Annotated in this window: 18 protein-coding genes; 7 read left to right on the forward strand and 11 right to left on the reverse strand. The window is 76.8% G+C overall.

Features of this window, described 5'->3' with window-relative positions; genetic code table 11:
• Positions 1-38: 38 nt before the first annotated feature.
• Both NT8_RS13970 and NT8_RS30330 read right to left on the reverse strand, forming a co-directional pair.
• Positions 39-1319 (reverse strand): cytochrome P450 family protein, encoded by a 1281-nt coding sequence (locus NT8_RS13970; protein WP_067968902.1) that lies wholly within the window; start codon positions 1317-1319, stop codon positions 39-41.
• Between the two features lie 17 nt (positions 1320-1336).
• Positions 1337-2089 (reverse strand): TetR/AcrR family transcriptional regulator, encoded by a 753-nt coding sequence (locus NT8_RS30330; RefSeq protein WP_084468926.1) that lies wholly within the window; start codon positions 2087-2089, stop codon positions 1337-1339.
• Positions 2090-2264: 175 nt separating this feature from the next.
• Between NT8_RS30330 and NT8_RS13980 the strand changes: the two genes are divergently transcribed.
• Complete coding sequence (locus tag NT8_RS13980; RefSeq protein ID WP_067968908.1) at positions 2265-2945, forward strand: class III extradiol ring-cleavage dioxygenase family protein; 681 nt, start codon at positions 2265-2267, stop codon at positions 2943-2945.
• Here NT8_RS13980 and NT8_RS13985 read toward each other — a convergent pair.
• On the reverse strand, positions 2921-3721 hold the full coding sequence (locus tag NT8_RS13985) for a VOC family protein (RefSeq protein ID WP_157515789.1): 801 nt from the start codon (positions 3719-3721) through the stop codon (positions 2921-2923). The genes NT8_RS13980 and NT8_RS13985 overlap by 25 nt on opposite strands.
• 87 nt (positions 3722-3808) lie before the next feature.
• Positions 3809-4765 (reverse strand): tRNA (adenosine(37)-N6)-dimethylallyltransferase MiaA, encoded by a 957-nt coding sequence (miaA, locus tag NT8_RS13990; RefSeq protein ID WP_067968914.1) that lies wholly within the window; start codon positions 4763-4765, stop codon positions 3809-3811.
• A gap of 49 nt (positions 4766-4814) precedes the next feature.
• On the opposite strand from miaA, the gene dapF reads away from it, so the two are divergent.
• Positions 4815-5636, forward strand: a complete 822-nt coding sequence (dapF, locus tag NT8_RS13995) for a diaminopimelate epimerase (protein WP_067968917.1) — start codon at positions 4815-4817, stop codon at positions 5634-5636.
• 30 nt (positions 5637-5666) lie between these two features.
• Here the strand turns inward: dapF and NT8_RS14000 are convergent, their stop codons facing one another.
• The 5 genes from NT8_RS14000 to aceB all read right to left on the reverse strand — a co-directional run bounded on the left by NT8_RS14000 (position 5667) and on the right by aceB (position 12352).
• Positions 5667-6320, reverse strand: a complete 654-nt coding sequence (locus tag NT8_RS14000; protein ID WP_067968921.1) for a DinB family protein — start codon at positions 6318-6320, stop codon at positions 5667-5669.
• Positions 6321-6405: 85 nt separating this feature from the next.
• Entirely contained in the window at positions 6406-7746 is a 1341-nt protein-coding gene (locus NT8_RS14005) for a (Fe-S)-binding protein (RefSeq protein ID WP_067968923.1), read from the reverse strand.
• A gap of 49 nt (positions 7747-7795) precedes the next feature.
• Complete coding sequence (locus NT8_RS14010) at positions 7796-9061, reverse strand: FAD-binding oxidoreductase (RefSeq protein ID WP_067968926.1); 1266 nt, start codon at positions 9059-9061, stop codon at positions 7796-7798.
• Positions 9062-9122: 61 nt separating this feature from the next.
• On the reverse strand, positions 9123-10586 hold the full coding sequence (locus NT8_RS14015) for an FAD-linked oxidase C-terminal domain-containing protein (RefSeq protein WP_067968929.1): 1464 nt from the start codon (positions 10584-10586) through the stop codon (positions 9123-9125).
• 161 nt (positions 10587-10747) lie between these two features.
• Positions 10748-12352 carry a malate synthase A gene (gene aceB, locus NT8_RS14020; RefSeq protein ID WP_067968933.1) on the reverse strand — a complete coding sequence of 535 codons (1605 nt, stop codon included), beginning with the start codon at positions 12350-12352 and terminating at the stop codon, positions 10748-10750.
• Positions 12353-12691: 339 nt separating this feature from the next.
• Between aceB and hflX the strand changes: the two genes are divergently transcribed.
• The gene (hflX, locus tag NT8_RS14025; protein WP_067968936.1) at positions 12692-14206 is read left to right on the forward strand and encodes a GTPase HflX; all 1515 of its coding nucleotides are present in this window, start codon (positions 12692-12694) and stop codon (positions 14204-14206) included.
• 270 nt (positions 14207-14476) lie between these two features.
• The gene (hutI, locus tag NT8_RS14030) at positions 14477-15685 is read left to right on the forward strand and encodes an imidazolonepropionase (RefSeq protein ID WP_067968940.1); all 1209 of its coding nucleotides are present in this window, start codon (positions 14477-14479) and stop codon (positions 15683-15685) included.
• A 90-nt stretch (positions 15686-15775) separates the two neighbouring features.
• Here the strand turns inward: hutI and holA are convergent, their stop codons facing one another.
• Complete coding sequence (gene holA, locus NT8_RS14035; protein WP_067968943.1) at positions 15776-16747, reverse strand: DNA polymerase III subunit delta; 972 nt, start codon at positions 16745-16747, stop codon at positions 15776-15778.
• 333 nt (positions 16748-17080) lie between these two features.
• On the opposite strand from holA, the gene NT8_RS14040 reads away from it, so the two are divergent.
• Positions 17081-17587 (forward strand): hypothetical protein, encoded by a 507-nt coding sequence (locus NT8_RS14040; RefSeq protein WP_217999178.1) that lies wholly within the window; start codon positions 17081-17083, stop codon positions 17585-17587.
• A 100-nt stretch (positions 17588-17687) separates the two neighbouring features.
• Positions 17688-18098, forward strand: a complete 411-nt coding sequence (locus NT8_RS14045; RefSeq protein ID WP_067968949.1) for a DUF3592 domain-containing protein — start codon at positions 17688-17690, stop codon at positions 18096-18098.
• Positions 18099-18338: 240 nt separating this feature from the next.
• Here the strand turns inward: NT8_RS14045 and NT8_RS14050 are convergent, their stop codons facing one another.
• Positions 18339-20693, reverse strand: a complete 2355-nt coding sequence (locus tag NT8_RS14050) for a ComEC/Rec2 family competence protein (RefSeq protein ID WP_067968951.1) — start codon at positions 20691-20693, stop codon at positions 18339-18341.
• A 61-nt stretch (positions 20694-20754) separates the two neighbouring features.
• Between NT8_RS14050 and NT8_RS30850 the strand changes: the two genes are divergently transcribed.
• Positions 20755-20964, forward strand: coding sequence for a hypothetical protein (locus NT8_RS30850; protein WP_067968954.1), 210 nt, complete (start codon positions 20755-20757; stop codon positions 20962-20964).
• Positions 20965-21105 lie beyond the last annotated feature (141 nt).

Consider the following 21105-nt stretch of genomic DNA (forward strand, 5'->3'; position numbering starts at 1 on the left):
GCGGCGGGCGCCGTCCCGCCCGCCCGCGCCCCGGCCGCTCAGCCCAGCCGCACCGGCAGCCGGTCCAGTCGCCAGCTCGCGGGCATGGGCTGGCGCACCAGCTCCTCGGGGGGCACCGCCGGCGCCAGGTCCGGGTAGCGGCGGAGCAGGGCGCCGAGGGCGACCTCCCCCTCCTGGCGGGCCAGCGCCGCCCCCAGGCAGTAGTGGACGCCGTGGCTGAAACCGACGTGGGACTCGCGCCGTCCGGCCGGCTCGCGGGTGAGGTCGAGGCGCTCCGGCTCGGGGAACCGGTCGGGGTCGAAGTTGGCCCCCACCAGGACCGCCATGACGGCCTCGCCGCGCCGCACCGGCATGCCGCCGACCGCCACGTCCTCGGTGGCGTAGCGCATGCGGGTGCCCTGGACCGGGCCGCACCAGCGCATCAGCTCGTGCACCGCGCGCGGCCCCAGATCGGGGTCGGCCGCCCACAGCGCCCGCTGGTCGGGGTGCGTCAGCAGCGCGGCGGTCCCGTTGCCGATGAGGTGCGCCGTCGTCTCGTGCCCGGCGACGACCAGGGTCAGCACCATGGTGACCAGTTCGGTGTCGGAGAGCCGGCCGCCGTCGTCGTCGCGGACCCGGATCAGCCCGCTGAGCAGGTCGTCGCCCAGGTCGCCGCGGCGCTCCTCGATCAGCCCGCGCACGTGGTCGACGATCGCCGCCACCGCCCGAGGGAAGCGGCCGTCCTGCTCCAGGGAGACCAGGTCGCGCCCCCACTCGCGCCACTGCGGCCGGTACTCCTCGGGGATGCCCACGAGTTCGCAGATGACCGTGATCGGCAGCGGGTAGGCGAACTCCTCGATCAGGTCCACCACCCCGTCGCGGGCCGCGCCGGGGAGGGCGTCGAGCAGGTCGGCGGTGATCCGCTCCACCCGCGGCCGCAGGTCGTTGACCCGGCGGACGGTGAACGTCCGCGACACCAGCTTGCGCAACCGGGTGTGGTCGGCGCCGTCCAGGTCGAGGATCGTGCCGGTGATGTACGGCGCGTACTCCTCGGTGATGCCCCGGGAGCGCAGGATCGCCGCGCGCATGTTCTCCGCCTCGCCACCGGGCACGTTGCCGGGGTCGACGCTGAACCGTGGGTCGGCGAGGACGGCGCGGACGTCGTCGTAGCGGGTGGCCAGCCACAGGTCCGACGGGGCGCCGGGGAAGCGGGCGCGGACCAGGGGCGCCTGCTCGCGGATGCGGCCGTAGCCGGTGAAGGGGTCGCCCAGCAGTTCGGGGTCGAGCAGGTCGACGGGCTCGGCGACGGGCTCGGCGGCGGGGCCGGTGGACGTGGTCACGGGTCCTCCCAGGGGGGTCAGGTGCGTTTCTGCCGGTCGATCTCCGCCCGCAGCACGCCGCGCACCTGCTCGAACACGCGGGCCACCTCGGCCGCCGCCGCGGGGACGGCGGCGAGGTCGGCGCCGGTCTCGAACACCGCGCGCACGGTGCCCTCCAGCAGGTCGGCGCGCTCCTCGGGCGGCCGGGCCGGCCAGGGGGTGTAGAGCGGGGCGATCAGGAAGCCCAGCAGGACGGCGGTGAGCACGTCCTGCTGCCGGTCGGCGGGCTCGTCGGTGCGGATGAGGCCGTGCTCGCGGAGCACGGCGAGGTAGGCGCCGATGGAGCGCGCCCGTTCGGCCATGACGCCGTCGATGACGCCCGGCGCGCTGCGCACCAGGCTGCCCAGCGTGTCGCTGTCGGCGGTGACCATGGCCCGGATGAGCGGATCGTCGTGGACCATCCGGTGCACGAACCGGGTGAAGCGGCTCAGCAGGATCGCCGACGGGTCGGCGGCGATGTGCTCCAGCAGCAGGTCGATCAGCCGCGCCTGCGCCCGCATGGTCACCGTCAGGAACAGCACCTCCTTGGTGGAGAAGTGCAGGTAGACGGTGCCCTTGCCGACGTCCGCGCGGCGGGCGACCTCGTCGATCGTGACGCGCCGGTAGCCCCACGCGACCAGCAGGTCGGCCGCGGCGTCCAGGATGCGCTCGGCGCGCTCGTCCCGGGCGCCGCCGGCCGCCGCGGGGGCGGGTGCTCCGGTGGGCGTCGTCATCTTCTTCTCTCGGTCCATGCGTCCATTGTGGATCTTGACTTCGTGACCGGATTCGTAATCTGGTCACGCGGTCACGGTACGCCGCGCGCCCTCGGCGGACAAGGCTCCGGCGGGTTCCTTGACGGGTCCTTGGCGCGGCCCCTTCCGGCCGTTCTCCGGCGGCGGCCGCCCTCCCCGGGCTAGCCTCGGAAAGGTGCTCGTCGCCGCCGCCGTCTGCCCGCACCCCCCGCTGTTGATGCCCGAACTGGCGGCGGGCGCGGCGGGCGGGCTCGACGCCCTGCGGGCGGCCTGCGACCGCGCCGTCGCCGCGCTCCGGGCGGCCGCCCCCGACCGGCTCGTCGTCATCGGCTCCGGCGCCCGCGACCGCACCCACGGCCCCGACGCGGGCGGCGACCTGCGCCCCTACGGGGTCGCGCTGCCGGTCGGACCGCCCCCGGCGGTGCTCCCGCTCTCCCTCACCGTGGGGCGCCGGCTGGCCGACCGCGCCGGCGTCCGTCCCGACGCCTACGTCGAGGTCTCCGCCGCCGCGCGTCCCGGGGTGTGCCGCAAGCGGGGGGCCGCCGTCGCCGCCGGCGCCCCGAGGGTGGCGGCGCTCGTCATGGGCGACGGCAGCGCGCGACGCGGCGGCGGCGCCCCCGGTGGGGCCGACGACCGCGCCGCCCCGTTCGACGCCGAGGTCGCCGCCGCGCTCGCCGCCGCCGACCCGGCCCGGCTCGCGGCCCTCGACCCCCGGCTCGCCGCCGACCTGGGCGCGGCGGGCCGCCCCGCCTGGCAGACCCTGGCGGGCGCCGCCGACGGGGCCGGCCTGCGCGGCGCGCTCCTGGCGCACACGGCGCCCTACGGCGTGGCCTACTTCGTCGCGCTGTGGTCCTGAGGGGCGGCCGGACGGCCGGCGGGCTCGACCGCCGCCAGGTGCGCGCCGAACGGGTCGGCGAGCAGCGTCCACCGGCCGTGCGGGGAGTCCGCGGGCGCGCGCAGCACCCGGCCGCCGCCGTCCGCCGCGCGGCGGGCCGCCGCGTCGGCGTCGGCCACCGCGATGTAGACCAGCCACGCGCCCGGTCCGCCGGCCACCCGCGCGCCGGCGCCGCCGTGGACGCCGCACACCGGGGCGCCGCCGCTGGACAGCACCGCGTAGTCGAGGTCGGGCAGCTGTTCGGCCGCCATCCCGAACACCCGGCACAGGACGGCCGCCGTGGTGCGGGTGTCGCTGCTGGCGGCCTCGGCCCACACCGGCGCCCCCGGCACCCCGGACGCCTCGGCGCCGCGCAGCCGCCCGGGGCGCCACAGCGCGGCGACCGTGCCCCCGGGTTCGCGGAACAGCGCGGTGCCGCCGACCTCGCCGATCTCCTGGTGCGGGGCGAGGACGGTGCCGCCCGCGGCCGCGACCTCGCGCAGCGCGGCGGCGATGTCGGGCGCCGCCAGGTACACCGTCCAGGCGGGGCGGCCGGGGGCGTCGGCGGCGGTCGCCCAGGGGGTGGTCAGCGCCGCGACCCGGCGGCCGCCGGACAGCGCCGTGAGGTAGGTGCCGCCGCAGCCCTCGAACGCCCAGCCGAACAGGGCGCCGTAGAACTCGACGGCCCGGTCGAGGTCGGGCGCCGACAGGTCGAACCAGGCGGGCGCGCCGGGCGGGTACTCCACCGGTGTCGTCATGGCGCCCCTTGTACCCGGCCGGGGAACGCGCACCGGCGCGGCGGCGCAAAGGAACCGTAGATCATCGGCGGCCGGCGCCGCCGGAGGTCAGCCCGCCGGGGCGGGGCCGGCCGCGATCAGCGCCAAGGCGCGGTCGGCGAGGTCGGGGGCGTCGTAGGGCAGCCAGTGGATGCGCGGATCGCGGCGGAACCAGGAGTCCTGGCGGCGGGCGAACCGCCGCGTGGCGCGCACGGTCTCGGCGCGCGCCTCGTCCTCGCCGTACTCGCCCGCGAGGAACCGCAGCACCTGCGCGTAGCCGAGGGCCCGGGACGCGGTGCGGCCCTCGCGCAGGCCCGCCTTCTCCAGCCCGCGGACCTCCTCGACCAGGCCGGCCCGCCACATGCGGTCCACGCGCAGTTCGATCCGGGCGTCCAGCTCCGGGCGGGGGACCTCCAGCCCGATCTGCACGCACGGGTAGCGCGACACGTGCTCGGGGAGGGTGGCGGTGAACGGGCGGCCGGTCAGCTCGATCACCTCCAGCGCGCGCACGATCCGCCGCCCGTTGGTGGGCAGGATCGCGGTGGCGGCGGCCGGGTCGCGCCCGGCCAGCCGGGCGTGCAGCGGCGCGGGGCCGAGATCGGCGAGCTCGGCCTCCAGGCGGGCACGCACGGCCGGGTCGGTGCCGGGGAAGTCCAGGTCGTCCAGCGCGCCCCGGACGTAGAGGCCGGAGCCGCCCACCAGCACGGGGGTTCCGCCCCGCTCGCGCAGGCCGTCGATGGCGGCCCGCGCCATGCGCTGGTACTCGGCGACGTTCGCGGTGGCCGTGACGTCCCACACGTCCAGGAGGTGGTGGGGAACCCCGCGCCGCTCGGCGGGGCTCAGCTTGGCCGTCCCGATGTCCATGCCGCGGTAGAGCTGCATGGAGTCGGCGTTCACGGCCTCGGCGGGGGCGCCCCCGGCCCCGAGCCGCAGCGCCAGCTCAACGGCGAGGTCGGATTTGCCCGCCGCCGTCGCCCCGACGACGGCGACCACCGTGCCCGCGTCCCCTGTGTTCGTGCTGCCCATCGGTCCAGTGTGACAGCGGTGCGCGCCCGGTTGCTCCTAGGATGGAGGCATGCGCTTCGCCAAGGGCCACGGAACCGAGAACGACTTCGTGATCGTCCCCGACCCGGACGGCCGGATCGACCTCCGCCCCGCCGACGTCGCCCGCCTGTGCGACCGCCGGGCGGGCATCGGCGGCGACGGCGTGCTGCGCGTGGTGCGTACCGCGGCCCTCGGCGCGGACGTGCCCGAGGCCGCCGCCCTGCCCGCCGCGTGCACCTGGTTCATGGACTACCGCAACGCCGACGGCAGCGTCGCCGAGATGTGCGGCAACGGGGTCCGGGTCTTCGCCCGCTACCTCATCGACCAGGGCTGGGCCAAGGGGCCGGAGTTCACCGTGGGCACCCGGGCGGGCGCCCGCGCGGTGACCGCCGAGGACGACGGCGACATCACCGTCGACATGGGCGGCGCCGAGGTGCTCGGCGCCGGCGCCGCCGACCTGGCCGACGGCCGGGTGCGCGGGGTGCGGATCTCCGTCGGCAACCCGCACCTGGCCTGCCGGGTCGACCGCGACGTCGCCTCCGTCGACCTCACGCGGGCGCCCCGGCTCGACCCCGAGGTGTTCCCCGACGGCGCCAACGTCGAGGTGTTCCGCGCGGTCGGCCCGGACACCCTGGAGATGCGGGTCTACGAGCGCGGGTCCGGCGAGACCCGCTCGTGCGGCACCGGCATCGTGGCGGCGGCGGTCGCGGCCACCCCGCCGGGCGCCGACGCGGTCTGGGACGTCCGCGTGCCCGGCGGCACCTGCCGGGTGGTCCTGGAGTCCGGCCGCGCCCTGCTGCGCGGGCCCGCGGTCGTGGTCGCCGAGGGCGACACCGCGCTCCTGCCGTACTGACCCCGCCGCCCCGGCCGGGCCGCGCCGCGCCTACGGCCGGGGTTCGCCGTACCAGCGCCACGACCTCGGGCGGGGGCGGCCGGGCAGGTCGGCGCGGCCGGTCGACCACAGCAGCGCGGGCCAGGGGTCGGCGTCCGGCGCGTCGGGGAACAGGCGGGCGAGCGCGCGGGCGCACAGGTCCGCCGGCGGGTCCCACGCCAGCCCCAGCCCGTCGGCCAGGTCGCGGGTGTGCACCAGGACCTCCACGACCCCCATCGCGGCGAACCCCTCGGGGTCGGCGACGCCGTGGACGTGGTGGGCGCGCACCTCCGGTCCCCGGGTGCGGACCATGGCCGTCAGCAGCGCCCCGCTCGCCTCCAGCACGGTCAGCAGCCCCTCCGGGCCGGCGGCGGGGTCGGCGTGGACGGAGTTCGCCGGGCCGCCGGGGCGTCGGGGGGCGTAGGCGAAGGGCACCTCGCGGTCGAGCGGCGGGGACGCGGGGCCGATCTGGACGGCGTAGGCGAACAGGTCGTCGGCGAGGTGCTCGGCGGTCTCCCAGCAGGTCCAGGTGAGGGTTCCGGCGGGCCGCTCCCACCGGTCCGGGGGAGCGGCGCGCAGAGCGGACACGGCGAGGCGGACGGCGAGGTCGACGTCGTCGGCGGTCACGGGCGGCCGGGCAGGGCCGGCCGGAGGGGTGTCGGGCATGCCGACGACGGTACCCCCGGCCGGGCGCGGGCGGCCGGGGGCACCCGGCAAAACCGGACAAAATCAAATCTACGCCGTACAGGCGTCAGTTCCGGGCGAGCAGCGCCGACGGCGGGAGCCCGCGCAGCGACGCGTCGAGCACCTGCGCCGTGTGCGCCACCGCGATGGACCCGCCCGAGCGCTCGACCGCCGACGCGATCTGCAGCGAGCAGCCGGGGTTGCCCGCGACCAGCAGCTCCGCGCCCGTGGAGCGCACGTCCGCGCTCTTGCGGTCGCCCAGCTCCGCCGCCGCCTCGGGCTTCAGAAGATTGTAGACACCCGCCGATCCGCAGCAGATGTCCGCGTTCGGCAGGTCGGCCACCTCCAGGCCGGGGACCGCCCGCAGCAGCTCGCGCGGCTGCGCGGTCACCCCCTGCCCGTGGGAGAGGTGGCAGGCGTCGTGGTAGGCGGCCCGGACCGGCAGCGGGTGGCGCTCGGCGCGCGGCCCCAGGGCGGCCAGGAACTCCGCGAAGTCGACCACCATGGCCGACAACCCCTCCGCGCGCCGCTGCTCGCCGGCGCCGGCGCCCGCCTCGCGCAGGACCCGGGGGTAGTGCTTCATCGTGCCGCCGCACCCCGCCGAGTTGACCACGACCGCGTCGACCCCCGCCCGCGTGAACACGTCGATGGTCGCGCGGGCCAGGTCGGCGGCCTCGCCGGCCCGCCCGGCGTGCGACGACAGCGCGCCGCAGCAGCCCTGCCCCGGCGGGATGACCACCTCGCAGCCCTCGGCGGCGAGCACGCGCGCGGTCGCCGTGTTGACCTGCGGGAAGAACGCCCCCTGCACGCAGCCGGTGAGCATGCCCACCACGGCCCGGCGGCGGCCCACGGCCGGCACCCGCTCGGGCAGCGCCGGCACGCCGCCGCGCAGCGGGGGCGCGACCCGCTCCATGGTGGCCAGCGTGGGGGAGACCCGGTCGAGCAGGCCGGTGGCGCGCACCAGCCGGGGCAGCCCGCTGGCCTGGTAGGCGCGCAGCGGACCGCGCAGCAGGTCGAGCCGGCGGCGGTACGGGAACAGGGCGAAGATCGCCGCGCGCAGCGCCCGGTCGACCGGGCCGCGGGTGTGCTCCTCCTCGACGCGGGCCCGGGTGGTCTCGATCAGCGCGTCGTAGGCCACCCCCGACGGGCAGGCGGTGACGCAGGCCAGGCAGCCCAGGCAGTTGTCGAAGTGGCCCACCGCCGCCTCGGTCAGCACGTCGTCGGACCGGGACTGGCCCATCAGGTGGATGCGGCCGCGCGGGGAGTCCATCTCCTCGCCCCACAGCACGTAGGTGGGGCAGGTCGGCAGGCAGAACCCGCAGTGGACGCAGTCGCCGAGCAGGTCGTCGAACGTGCGGTCGCCGCCGCCGGTACCGGCGGCGCCGTGGTGCGTGTGGCCGTGGGTCACGCCCTCATCCCTTCCGTGTCCGGCCGCCCGGCGGCGCCGGGCGGCCGCGTCAGATGCCGCCGGCGAAGCGCCCCGGCGCCAGCAGCCGCCCGGGGTCGAACCGGTCCTTGATCGCGCGCATCAGCGCCAGCCCGGGAACCTCGCCCCACAGGTCGACGCCGTGCTCCCGCAGCGGCGGCGCGGCGTGCGGGACGGTCAGGCTCCCGCCGAGGGCGGCGACCGCCGTCCGCGCCCCGTCGACCGCGCCGGCCGCCGCCGCGCCGTCCGCCCCGGCCGGCAGGGCCGCGAACAGCACCCCGGCGGCGGCGGACCCGCGCACGTCGGCGGCCGTCCCGGCGGCCGCGGCGGCGGCGCGCACCCCGGCGGCCGCGTCGGCGGCGGCGTCGGGCGGGACGGCGGCCTTGAGCAGGGTGGCGCCGGGCGCCCCGGGCAGGGCGGCCCAGCCGGGCGGGGGCGCGGCGGTCGTCGCGGCGCCGGGGAGCAGCGCGGCGACCTCGGCGGCGCGCGCCTCGATACCGTCCTCGGCGCCCTCCAGCAGGACCCGCAGGGTCAGGGGGCCGTCGGCGGGCCAGTCCAGCTCCACGCCGGTGGGCGCGGTGGTGGAGGCGGCGACGGCGTGCCGCCACGCCCGCGCGGTCGCCGGGGCGGCGGCGGTGGCCGACACCGCCCGGACGGCCGCGGGCAGCGGGTGCAGGCGGAAGGTGACCGAGGTGATCAGGCCCAGGGTGCCCAGGGCGCCGGTGTGCAGCTTGGCCAGGTCGTAGCCTGCGACGTTCTTCACCACCCGGCCGCCGGAGGAGGCGGGGGTGCCGTCGGCGCGGACGGTCGTCATGCCGATGGTGAGGTCCCGCAGCGGACCGTGCAGGGTGCGGCGCGGGCCGGAGAGGCCGGTGGCGACCAGGCCGCCGACCGTGGAGCCGGCGACCACGGGGTCGGCGGACAGCCGCTGCCCGGCGGCGGCCAGCACGGCCGCCAGGTCGGCGACGGGCGTGCCGGCGCCGACGGCGGCGACCAGGTCGCCCGCCGCGTGGTCGATCCCGGTCAGGTCGGTGGTGTCGACCACGAGGTCGCACCGCAGCGGGGGAGCCCCCCAGTCGGCCTTGGTGCCGTTGCCGCGCGGGACGGAGGCCAGGCCGTGCCGGGCGGCGGCGGCCAGCAGCGCCCCGGCCGCCGCGCCGTCGGCCGGGGCGGCGACGTAGCGGGGGACCCGCCCGGCGATGGCGTCGCCGGGGGTGCCGCCGCGCACGCGCGCCCCCGCGGCGCGCAGGTCGGCGGCGACCGGGTCGGTGCCGGCGGGCCCGTCTTCGCTGGTCATGTGGCGTTCTCCCTTCCGGGTGGCGCGTCCGTGCGCGCGCCGCCGTGCCGTCGGCCGCGGGTCAGAACAGCTCCGCCCGGCCCTCGGCGACGAGGGGGTGGGCGCCCTTCGCCACCCGGGGGCGCTCGCCGCACAGGCGCGGGGTGGGCAGCAGCTTCTCGGGGTTGGCGATGCCGAGTGGGTCGAACGCGCGGCGGAACAGGTCCATGGCGGCGAGGTCGTCGGCGGAGAACATGGCGGGCATGTGGCACGCCTTGTCGATGCCCACGCCGTGCTCGCCGGTGATGGACCCGCCGGCCTCGATGCACAGGTCCAGGATGCGGCCGGAGACCTCGGCGGCCCGCTCCTCGGCGCCGGGCTCGGTGTCGTCGAACAGCACGAGCGGGTGCAGGTTGCCGTCGCCGGCGTGGAAGACGTTGGCCACGCGGATGCCCGACTCGGCGGACAGCTCGGCGATGCGGCGCAGCACGCGGGGCAGCGCGGTGCGCGGGACCACGCCGTCCTGCACGATGTAGGCGGGGCTGATGCGGCCCACGGCGGCGAACGCCGACTTGCGCCCCTTCCAGATGCGGGCGCGTTCGGCGGCGTCGGTGGCGGTGCGGACCTCGAACGCGCCGGCCTCCCGGCACATCCGGGTGACCTCGGCGAACTGGGCGTCGACGTCGGCGGTGGGGCCGTCGAGCTCCACGATGAGCACGGCGCCGGCCCCGGGCGGGTAGCCGCAGGCGACGGCGGCCTCGGCGGCCTCGATGGACAGCGCGTCCATCATCTCCACCGCGGCGGGCAGCACCCCGGCCCCGATGATGGCCGACACCGCGGCGCCGCCCGCGTCCATCGTGGCGAACGCGGCGAGGACGGTGCTGACCTTCTGCGGGGCGCGGGTGAGCCGGACGGTGATCTCGGTGGCGATGCCCAGGGTGCCCTCGGAGCCGACGAAGGCGCCGATGAGGTCGTAGCCGGGGGCCTCGGCGGCCTTGCCGCCGAGGCGGACGGTGTCGCCGGAGGGGGTGACCACGACGAGGCCGGTGACGTGGTGGACGGTGAACCCGTACTTGAGGCAGTGGGCGCCGCCGGAGTTCTCGGCGATGTTGCCGCCGACCGTGCACACCTGCTGGCTGGAGGGGTCGGGGGCGTAGTAGTAGCCGTGCGGGGCGGCGGCGCGGGTGATGTCGAGGTTGGCGACGCCGGGTTCGACCACGGCGCGCTCGTTGGCGGTGTCGATCTCCAGGATGCGGCGCATCCGGGAGGTGACGACGAGGACGCCGTCGGTGCGGGGCAGGGCGCCCGCCGACAGGCCGGTGCCGGCGCCGCGGGGCACGAAGGGCACCCCGTTGTCGGCGCAGAGGCGGAGGACGGCGGCGACCTGCGCGGTGGAGGTGGGCAGCACCACCACGCCGGGGTCGGCGGCGTGGTAGGGGATGCCGTCGCTGGCGTAGGTGCGCCGGCCCATCGGGTCGGTGACGACGCCGTCGTCACCGCAGATCTCGCGCAGGCGCGGAATGAGCGCGTGGAGCTGGTCCGGCATGAGGGCGGCCCCTCTTTCGGCGGTGGCGGTGCGCGGGCCCGCGGCCCCGTTTCCCTCCGACTCTCCCTCCCCGCCCCGTGCGGGGCAAGGGGCGGGGAGGGCGGCGGTGCCGCCGGGGGGACGCGGGGCGCGCGGGCGGCCGCCGGGCGGATCGGCCCGGGTCAGGGCATGGACTCGTAGGCGGGCAGGGTGAGGAACTCGGCGTAGTCGTCGGCGAGGGCGACGGTGGTGAACAGTTCGCGGGCCTGGGCGTAGCGGTCGGCGTCGTAGGCGTCGCCGGCGGCCGCGCGGATGGTGTCCAGCTCCTCCTCGATCAGCCGCTCCACGAGGTCGCGGGTGACCTCGGGGCCGTCGTCCAGGGTGACGCCGTTGTGCAGCCACTGCCACACCTGGGAGCGGGAGATCTCGGCGGTGGCGGCGTCCTCCATGAGGTTGTGGATGGCGACAGCGCCATTGCCGCCGAGCCAGGCGGCGAGGTACTGGAGGGCGACGTTGATGTTGCCGCGCAGCCCGGCCTCGGTGACGCCGCCCTCGGCGGAGTCGACGGCGAGCAGGTCGCCGGCCTTGACGTCGACGTCGTCGCGCAGGCGGTCGAGCTGGTTGGGGCGGTCGCCGAGGACGCCGTCGAAGACCTCGCGGCAGACGGGGACGAGGTCGGGGTGGGCGACCCAGGAGCCGTCGAAGCCGTCGCCGGACTCGCGGGACTTGTCGTCGCGCACCTTGGCCAGGGCGCGCTCGTTGACCTCGCGGTCGCGGCGGCTGGGGATGAAGGCGGCCATGCCGCCGATGGCGAACGCGCCGCGGCGGTGGCAGGTGGAGACGAGCAGTTCGGTGTAGGCCCGCATGAACGGGGCGGTCATGGTGACCGCGTTGCGCTCGGGCAGCACGAAGCGGCGGCCGCGGGTGCGGTGGACCTTGATGATGCTGAACAGGTAGTCCCAGCGCCCGGCGTTGAGGCCGGCGGAGTGCTCGCGCAGCTCGTAGAGGATCTCCTCCATCTCGAACGCGGCCGGGATGGTCTCGATGAGGACGGTGGCGCGGATGGTGCCGCGCGGGATGCCCAGGCGCTCCTGCGCGGTGACGAAGACGTCGTTCCAGAGGCGCGCCTCCAGGTGGCTCTCCATCTTCGGCAGGTAGAAGTAGGGGCCCTTGCCCTTGTCGAGCTGGCGGCGGGCGCAGTGGAAGAAGTACAGCGCGAAGTCCACGATGCCGCCGCTGACCCGCCGGCCGTCGACCAGGATGTGCTTCTCGTCCAGGTGCCAGCCGCGCGGGCGGACGACGATCGTGGCGAGTTCGGCGTCGTCCTTGAGGGCGTAGGTCTTGCCCTCGGGGGAGGTGAAGTCGACGGTGCGGTCCAGGGCGTCGCGCAGGTTGAGCTGGCCGCCGATCATGTTCTCCCACAGCGGGGTGTTGGCGTCCTCGAAGTCGGCCAGCCAGACCTTGGCGCCGGAGTTCAGCGCGTTGATCGTCATCTTGCGGTCGGTGGGGCCGGTGATCTCGACGCGCCGGTCGGTGATGCCCGGGGCGGGCGGGGCGACCTTCCACGAGGGGTCCTCGCGGATGTGCCGGGTCTCGGGGAGGAAGTCGAGGTCGGCGCCCGCGGCGACGCGCTCCTGGCGGGCGGCGCGCGCGGCGAGCAGCTCCTGGCGGCGGTCCTCGTAGCGGCGGTGCAGGTCGGCGATCAGGTCGAGCGCGTCCTCGGTGAGGATCTCGTCGAACCGGTCGTGCAGGGGGCCGGTGATCTCGACCCCGTTCGTGGCGCCCATGGGAAACCTTCCACAAAGCGAAAGTAGCTTCTGTTATGTGGAATATGACGCTACTCTGGCGTAGGCGAAGCGGTCAACGCTGTGACGGCCTCACACCCGGAAACTTTCCTCAGTGCGGAAGGATTCACACAATTTCGCGATGCGGGCACCGGTGCGCCGCGCCCGGGCCGCGCCCGCGCCGACCGGTGCCGACGGGGCGCCGCGACGGCGCCCGCCGACCGGTCCGCGCACGCCGCGCCGCGTTCCGCGGCGAAAAACGCGTGCCATCGCCCTCCGGGCATGCCACCATCCGAGGGGAACAACCCGCGCCGCCGCGGCGTTGGGCTGGCTGGAGGGATATTGAGTACTGCTTACGACCACGGTCCTGACCACACCGACACCGCGTTCGGCCCCGGGGCCGCGCACCGCGGCGCCACCACCGTCGGCGACATCGACGCCGCCGCGCTCGACGCGGCCGCGGCGCGCCCCGACACAGAACCCGACCAGGGCGAACTCGAACTCGCCGACCGCCACGCGCTGCGCCGCGTCGCCGGCCTGTCGACCGAGCTCACCGACGTCACCGAGGTCGAGTACCGGTCGCTGCGGCTGGAGCGCGTCGTCCTCATCGGCGTGTGGACCACCGGCACCCAGGCCGACGCCGACAACTCGCTGATCGAGCTCAAGCAGCTCGCCGAGACCGCCGGCGCCGCCGTCCTCGAAGGCGCCACCCAGCGCCGGAGCAAGCCCGACCCCGCCACCTACGTGGGCCGGGGCAAGGCGGCCGAGCTGCGCGACATCGTTGAGGCCACCGGTGCCGACACCGTCATCTGCGACGGCGAACTCACCCCCGGCCAGCTCCGGCAGCTGGAGGACGTCGTCAAGGTGAAGGTCATCGACCGCACCGCGCTGATCCTCGACATCTTCGCCCAGCACGCGCGCAGCCGCGAGGGCAAGGCGCAGGTCGAACTCGCCCAGCTCACCTACCTGCTGCCGCGCCTGCGCGGCTGGGGCGACTCCCTGTCGCGGCAGGCGGGCGGCCGGGCCGGCGGCGGCAACGGCGGCGTGGGCCTGCGCGGCCCCGGTGAGACCAAGATCGAGACCGACCGGCGGCGCATCAACGCCAAGATGGCCAAGCTCCGCCGCCAGCTCGCCCAGATGGCCACCGCGCGCGACGTCAAGCGCGACAAGCGGCGCACCCGCCAGGTGCCCGCCGTCGCCATCGCCGGCTACACCAACGCCGGCAAGTCCAGCCTGCTCAACCGGCTCACCGGGGCCGGGGTGCTGGTCGAGAACGCGCTGTTCGCCACCCTCGACCCCACCGTCCGCCAGGCGCACACCCCCGACGGCCGGGCGTTCACGCTCAGCGACACCGTCGGGTTCGTCCGCCACCTCCCGCACCAGCTGGTCGAGGCGTTCCGTTCCACCCTGGAGGAGGTCGCCGACGCCGACCTCATCCTGCACGTGGTCGACGCCTCGCACCCCGACCCCGAGCAGCAGCTCGCGTCGGTGCGCGAGGTCTTCGGCGAGATCGGCGCCCAGGACGTGCCCGAACTGATCGTCCTGAACAAGACCGACGCCGCCGACCCCGTCGTGCTCAAGCAGCTGCGCACCCGCGAACCCGACGCCGTCGAGGTCTCCGCGCGCACCGGCGCGGGCATCGGCGACCTGGTCGCGGCCCTCACCGCCGCCCTGCCCACCCTCGACCGCGAGGTCCGCGTCGTCGTGCCCTACGAGCGCGGCGACCTGGTGTCCCGGGTCTACGAGGAAGGGCGCATCGTCGACGAGCGGCACACCGGCGACGGCACCGCGCTGCACGCGTGGGTGCCCGAGCTGCTCGCCGGGAAACTCGACGAGTTCGCCGTGCCCGTCGGCTGACGGATCGGCCACACCACCACGGCGGAACCCCTGATGGGGTTCCGCCGTTGCCGTGTTGAGGGCGGGAAGAGGTGTACACGGCCTCCGCGGATGAACTACGGTTTTGGAGCACTGGCATGAGACCGTGATGCGTCGGCCCCGGCCGCACCGCTCCCTCCCCCCGCCAGACCAGCCGAGAACCGAGGTCGCCTATGTCCGCCCGCATGCTCCGCCCTGCCGCGACGTCCGCTTCCGCGCGACCCTGACCCCCCACGGCGGGCCGGTGAGACCATGACAGTACGACTGCTGACGAACATCGGGCGGCTGTGGACCGGCACCGATCTCCTCAGTAACGCGGCCATGCTCATCCAGCACGACCGCATCGCCTGGGTGGGTGCGGCGGCCGACCTGCCGCAGAGTCTGCCCGGCGTCATCGACGACATCGTCGACGTCGACGAGGTCGCCAACCTGGGCGGCGGACTGGTCACCCCCGGGCTGATCGACGCCCACTGCCACCCGGTGTACGCGGGCAACCGCTACGCCGAGGTCGCCATGCGCGCCAGCGGCGCCTCCAAGGCCGAGATCACCGCCGCGGGCGGCGGGGTGGCGTCCACGGTGACCGTCACCCGCGGAACCGACCCCTGGACCCTGTGCAACGCGGTGCGCGAGCGGCTGCGGCACTGGGTGCTGTCGGGCTGCACCACCGTCGAGGCCAAGACCGGCTACCACCTCACCCGCGACGGCGAACTCGCGGACGTGCGCCTGCTCCGCTCCCTGGAGGAGGAGCCCGGCATGCCGCGGCTGCACGTCACCTTCTTCGCCGCCCACGCGGTGCCGCCGGAGTACTTCGGCCGGGCGCACGACTACGTCGACGCCGTGTGCTCGTGGCTGCCCGACGCCGCACGCGCCGGGGCCGACGGCGTCGACGTGTACTGCGACGACCAGCAGTTCACCGCCGACGACGCGCGGCTGCTGCTGTCCACGGGCCGGTCGGTGGGCCTGCAGACCCACATGCACGCGTGCGCCCGGCCGCGCCACGGCGCCGTGCGCATGGCGGCCGACCTCCAGTGCTCGTCGGTCGACCTGGTGCACGAGACCGACGAGGACGACGTCCTCGCTCTGGCCAAGACCAGCACGCCCGTCGTCGTCTGCCCCACCACCTCGCTGAACGAGCGGCGCACCCCGCCGGTGCGCGCCCTGCTCGACCACGGGGTGCCCGTGGGGCTGGGCACCGACCACAACCCGGGCCAGTCGGGGACCATGTCGCTGCCGCTGGCGATCTCCATGGCCATCTCGATGTTCAACATGAGCGTCCTGGAGGCGCTGCGCGCGGCGACCGTCGGCGGCGCGTACGCGCTCGGCGCCACCGACCGGGGCCTGCTCGCGCCCGGCCAGTACGCCGACATCGTGCAGTGGGACGCCGACCACGAAGGCGCGTTCGCCTGGTCCTACGGCCTCAACACGCTGCGCGTCTGGCGCGGCGGCGAGACCATCCGCTGACCCGGACCCACCCGGCGGCCGACCGCGAGGCCGGCCGCCGGGTGGGACCGCGCCACGCGGGTTCGGGGCCGGGCGGCCGAGGGGCGCGCCTCAGCGGCGGCCGCGCCCGGTGGCGATGGCGATGACCGCGCGCTCCAAGGCGTAGGCGGGGTCGCGGCTCGCGCCCTTGATCATCGCGTCGGTCTCGGCGATCACCGACATGGCGTGGGCCACGCCCTGCGGGGTCCAGCCGCGCGCCTGCTGGCGGAGCGTCTTGAGCTTCCACGGCGGCACCTTGGCGCGCTTGGCGAGGTCGGCGTCGGAACCGCCGCCCCGCTGCGGTTGCGCCACGACCGCCACGCCGCGCACCGCGCCCGCCAGCGCGCTGTTGATCAGCACCGGGGCGGTGCCCACGGACAGCGACCAGCGCAGCTGCTCCAGCGCCTCGGCCAGCCGGCCCTCCACCGCGCGGTCGGCGACGGTGAACCCCGACGCCTCCGCCTTGCCCGTGTGGTAGCGGGCGACGGCGGCCGCGTCGATCCGGCCCTCGGTGTCGGCGCCGAGCTGGGTGCAGGCGGCCGCGATCTCCCGCAGCTCGGTGCCGACCGCGTCGAGCAGGGCCTGGGCCGCGTCGGCGGTGATCTGGCGCCCCGCGCGGGCGAACTCGCCCTTGATGAACTGCAGCCGCTCGCCCGCCTTGGTGGGTTTGGCGCACGTCACCCGCACCGCCCCCGCCTTCACGGCGGCGTCGAGCAGCGCCTTGCCCTTGGCGCCGCCCGCGTGCACGAGCACCAGGACGAGGTCGTCGGCGGGGTCCTTGAGGTGGGCGGTGACCTCGGCCGCGAGGTCCTTGGTGAGGTCCTGCACCGAGCGGAGCACCACCACCCGGCCCTCGCCGAACAGCGACGGCGAGGTGACCTCCACCAGCTTCCCCGAGGTGACCTGCCCGGGGGTGAGGTCGTGGACGTCGGTCTCGGGGTCGGCGGCCCGCGCGGCCGCCACCAGTTCGGCCACGGCCCGGTCGACGAGCAGTTCCTCGTCGCCGACGACGACGGTCAACGGGGCGACACCGGTTCCAGCCATACCTGCAGCATGCCATGCCCGGGGGACGATCGAACCCGGCCCCGGGCGCCGACCCGCCCGGTGCGGCCGTCCCCGCCGGGCGGCGGTCCGGGGCGGGGCCGGGCGGGGAGGGGCCGGCGGCGGCCGTTCCAGCGCGGGGGGCTGGGGCAGCGTCCCGCGCCGGCGCACGAGGCCGGGGGCGGAGGCGGGGAGCGGCACGCGGGTGGCGGACCCGCCGCCGGCGACCAGGCCGGTCCGGGCCGCCGGGACGGTCCTCCACGTCCGCCGGCGGGCATGCCGCACGGGGGCACGGGTAGCCGGTCGGGCATGTGGAGCAGAGCGATAGTGCGCGGGATGGCCGCCGGGGCGATCGGCGTCGCCGTCATGACCGCGGTCGAGAAGGCCGAGCAGGCCTGCACCGGGCGACCCGACTCCGACGTCCCCGGCCGCACCCTGCAGCGCCTGCTGGGCGCCCCCGAGGCGTCGGGGCGGCGGCTGCGGGCCTACGACACCGCCATGCACGTCGGCCAGGGCGCCCTCCTCGGCGGACTGCGCGGCGTCATGGCCGCGTCCGGGCTGCGCGGCCCCTGGGCGTCGGGCATGTTCCTCGCGGTCCGGCTGACCAACGACCAGATCTTCGAGAACGCGACGGGCGTCGGCGCCCCGCCGTGGACGTGGCCGCGCCGCGAACTCGCCGTGGACCTGCTGCACAAGGCCGTGTACGCGTTCGCCACCGGCGCGGCCGCCGACCGCCTGGTGGCCGGTCTCGGCCCCGGGCCGGGGCGCGCTCACGCCGCACTCCGGCCGGGCCGGCGGTTCGGTGTCGGCCCGCCGCCGCCCGGGGTCGGGGCCCCGAACTGACCCGCCGGGGTGGCGCGGACGGGGTGGTGTTCGGTATGCCGGGGGGTGAGGCGCCCGCCGGCCGGTGCGGGCCGGAGTGGAGAGTCGAGGTCGCCGCCCGATGGACAACCCCCAGTTCCTTCCGGCCATCCCCTTAGCGCTGGGCGCGGTGTTCGCGTTCGTGGGCGGGCGCGAGCTGCGCACCCTCGCCTGGTTGCGCCGCCACGGGGTGCGCGTGCCCGGGGTCGTCACCGGCCGGAGGTCGGGGGGCGGGCGGTCGGACACCACCATGACCGTCTTCGCGTTCACCACCCTGGACGGTGCCGAGATCACCACCACGCAGCGGATGTCCGTCTCCTTCGGCGGTATGCGGACCGGCCGCCGGGTCACGGTGGCCTACGACCCCGAGAACCCCCGCCGCGCCGAGATCCTGGAGGCGTCCAGCCAGAGGATCGGCGCCGGCGTCTTCCTCATCGCGGGGCTGATCGCGTTCACCCTGGGGGCGGTATTCGCGGCCAACGTCTGGCTGTGAACGACCGCCCGCCCCGCTGCCCACGGCGGACGAGGGACTTCCCGCCAGCGGGCGCACACCCACGACGGCGGGGCCGCCGTCTTGGGGATGGCCACCCTCATCGTGCCCCCACCGCCCCCCCAGGACCGAGCGCCGCCCGCACCTGGTGGAGCGGCTCATCGCCTCCGTGTGACGCGCGACGCCGGCGTCCACGCGTGCGTCTCCGGCCGGGGGCCCCGACTTCGGAGGCCCGGACGGCGGTCATCGTCCCGTGGGGCCGCGGCGGACGACGGACGGGCCGTCGCTTGACGGGACGACCGCGATGTCGCCGTGCAGGTCCGTGCGGTGGTTGGCGGGGGTCAGCGCCTCCAGCGCCGCCCACGTCTCGGGCGCCGGGTGGCCGTAGGGGTTCTCCGCGCCCACCGAGGTGAGCGTGACCCGGGCGCGGGTGGCGGCGAGGAACGCGGGCTCCTGGCCGCGCGCCCCGTGGTGGGGGGTCTTCAGCACGTCCACACCGCGGATCGCGCCGGCGGCGAGCAGGGACCGCTGCGGGGCCTCCTCGATGTCGCCGGTGAGCAGCACGCTCATCGGGGCGGCGCCGGCGTCCGGTGGGGGAGCCCACCGGGCCAGCAGCACCACGCTCGTGTCGTTGCCCGTGTAGCGGGCGCCCGCACGCGGCCACAGCACGTCGAAGGTCCACGGCGGGGCGGTCCACCGCTGCCCGGCCGCAGCCGTCCGGACGGCCGCCCCGGCGGCGCGCACCTCGCCGAGGGCGGGGTGGGAGCCGATCCCGGGCGGGGTGAGCACGGCCGCCACCCGCCGACCGGACAGGCCGGGGGTGCCGCCCGCGTGGTCGGTGTCGCCGTGGGTGACGACCAGCAGGGCGACCCCGCCGACCCCGAGGTCGCTCAGGCACCGGTCGACCGCCGCCGGATCGGGGCCGGTGTCGACGACGACCGCCCCGCCATCGGCGGCGGCCAGCACCAGGGCGTCGCCCTGCCCGACGTCGCACGCCACCACGGCCCACCCGGGCGGTGGCCACGCCGGAGCCGCGCACCGCACCGCGACGGCGGTCACCACCACCGCCGCCACCACGGCCGCCGCTGCCCGCCGGGCGCGCCCGCGCAGCACCAGCGCCGCCACCACCAGGAGGGCCAGGCCGAGCGCGCCCACGACGTCGCCGCGCCACTCGACGGCGCCGCCGGGCACCGCCGCCCCCGCCGACGCCACCGCACCGACCCCCAGGGCGGCCGCGCCCGGCACCCATGCGGCGAGGGCGGCGCCCGCCGGCCACACCAGAGCGGCACCCGCCACCGCGAACCCGCCCACCGTCACGACCGGGGCCAGCGGGCCGGCCACCGCGTTCGCCGGTATCGAGACCCAGCTCACCTCGGCCGACAGCAGCACCAGGACCGGGGCGCAGGCGGCGTGCGCGGCGAGCGCCACCGCCGCCGACTCCGCCAGCCACCGGGGCAGCCGGGTCGACCACCGGTCGCGCCACCCGGGGGCGAGGGCGATGATGCCGCCGGTGGCGAGGACGGACAGGGCGAACCCGAACGACCGGGCGAGGTCGGGGGCGAACAGCAGCAGCGCGATGACCGTCGCCGCCAGCGCCGACAGGCCCACCCGCCGCCGCCCAAGGGTCAGGGCCAGCAGGGCGACCGCGGCCATGCCCGCCGCCCGGAGCACGCTGGGCTCGGGGCGGGCGACGAGCACGAACACGGTGATCAGCGCGGCGCCCCCGGCGGCGACGGCCCACGGAGGCCACCGCGCCCACCGGCCCAGGGCGAGGGCGAGGGCCGTGAGCACGGCGAGGTTGGTCCCCGAGACGGTGAGCAGGTGGGTCATCCCCGTGGCGCGGAACTCCTCGATCGTGGCGGGTGCCAGGGCCGAGGTGTCGCCCACGACCATCGCCGGGACCAGGCCGTCGGCCGGTGCGGGCAGCCCCGACGCCGCCGCGCGCAGCCGGGCGCGGACGTCGCCGGCCCAGCGCTGGTGGGCGGGCGGCGGCCGGACCCGGTCGGGGGCGCCGCTCACCGCCACGAGCGCGCCGACGAGGTCACCACGCCCGGCCGGTAGGAGCTTCCCGGTGATGTCGGCCTCGTGCCCCGGCAGCATGCGCTGCCACGCGGCGCCGGAGGCGAGCAGCACCACGGGGACGCGGGTGTCCGCGCGGCGGTCCCGGTGGTCGACCCGGACGGCGCGCGCGTCGAGGACGAAGCGCGGCGGGCCGGGCCGATGGGGGTCGGCGCGCGGGCGCGGGTCGCCGGTGACGACCACGCGCAGCCCGGCGTGGTCCTCGCGTGCGGCGATCGCCGTGACGGGGTCGTCCTCCAGTGCCGCGAGGCGGCCGCCGGTCGCGAACGCGGCTGCGGCCGCGCACACGAGGACGGCCAGCACCGGGGCCGCCCACTGCTCCGCCGACGGCCGCCGCAGCGCGACCGCGACCACCGCCGCCAGGGCGGCGAGCAGCGCTCCGGTGGCGAGCGCGGTCGCCGACCGCGCCCCGAGCAGCCCGCCCGCGCACACCCACGTGGCCACCGCCGGGGCCACGAGCCGCAGATCGGGGACCTCGCGCTCATCGCCCTCGACCACATCGGTCCCGCCCGTCCACACGGCCGTCCCCTCCCTCCCTGGTCGGTCGTCTGCGGTCAGTGGTCCACGGTGCGGAGCGCGGTTGGCCCCGGCCGTGCGGGGCGGCCCCGAGGGGTGGGGCGCCGCCCTGGTCGAGGCGGCGCCGCGCGCCGAGGCCACCACGCTGGTGCGGCGGCACGCCACCGACACTGATGGCGGCACCGACACCGACGGCGGCACCGCGCTGCGCCGCATGGTGCGGTGCGGCCGTCGGTGTCGGCGGGCTACGGCCTCGGAGCGCGGCGGTCGGTGAGCGGAGTGACCACGGCAACCTTCGCGAGCCGGGTGGGCAGGGACGGAGTCCTGCGCGCTGGGCGTCGCGGGGGGTGGGTGGTCACGCGGACCGGGGGCGAGGAGTTCGGCGGAGCGGTAGCGGAGTGCGGCGGTCGGTGGG

The organism is Nocardiopsis trehalosi NBRC 14201 (assembly GCF_001552555.1).
In the GTDB taxonomy this organism is placed as follows: domain Bacteria; phylum Actinomycetota; class Actinomycetes; order Streptosporangiales; family Streptosporangiaceae; genus Nocardiopsis_B; species Nocardiopsis_B trehalosi.

Bases quoted from the DNA above. Each gene is read 5' to 3' on its own strand.
- NT8_RS13985 (WP_157515789.1), bottom strand. From the start codon at position 3,721: ATGACGACACCGGTGGAGTACCCGCCCGGCGCGCCCGCCTGGTTCGAC.
- NT8_RS14010 (WP_067968926.1), bottom strand. From the start codon at position 9,061: ATGACCAGCGAAGACGGGCCCGCCGGCACCGACCCGGTCGCCGCCGAC.
- miaA (WP_067968914.1), bottom strand. From the start codon at position 4,765: ATGGGCAGCACGAACACAGGGGACGCGGGCACGGTGGTCGCCGTCGTC.
- NT8_RS14040 (WP_217999178.1), top strand. From the start codon at position 17,081: ATGGCCGCCGGGGCGATCGGCGTCGCCGTCATGACCGCGGTCGAGAAG.
- NT8_RS14045 (WP_067968949.1), top strand. From the start codon at position 17,688: ATGGACAACCCCCAGTTCCTTCCGGCCATCCCCTTAGCGCTGGGCGCG.
- NT8_RS30330 (WP_084468926.1), bottom strand. From the start codon at position 2,089: ATGGACCGAGAGAAGAAGATGACGACGCCCACCGGAGCACCCGCCCCC.
- NT8_RS14015 (WP_067968929.1), bottom strand. From the start codon at position 10,586: ATGCCGGACCAGCTCCACGCGCTCATTCCGCGCCTGCGCGAGATCTGC.
- NT8_RS14000 (WP_067968921.1), bottom strand. From the start codon at position 6,320: ATGCCCGACACCCCTCCGGCCGGCCCTGCCCGGCCGCCCGTGACCGCC.
- dapF (WP_067968917.1), top strand. From the start codon at position 4,815: ATGCGCTTCGCCAAGGGCCACGGAACCGAGAACGACTTCGTGATCGTC.
- holA (WP_067968943.1), bottom strand. From the start codon at position 16,747: ATGGCTGGAACCGGTGTCGCCCCGTTGACCGTCGTCGTCGGCGACGAG.
- hutI (WP_067968940.1), top strand. From the start codon at position 14,477: ATGACAGTACGACTGCTGACGAACATCGGGCGGCTGTGGACCGGCACC.
- aceB (WP_067968933.1), bottom strand. From the start codon at position 12,352: ATGGGCGCCACGAACGGGGTCGAGATCACCGGCCCCCTGCACGACCGG.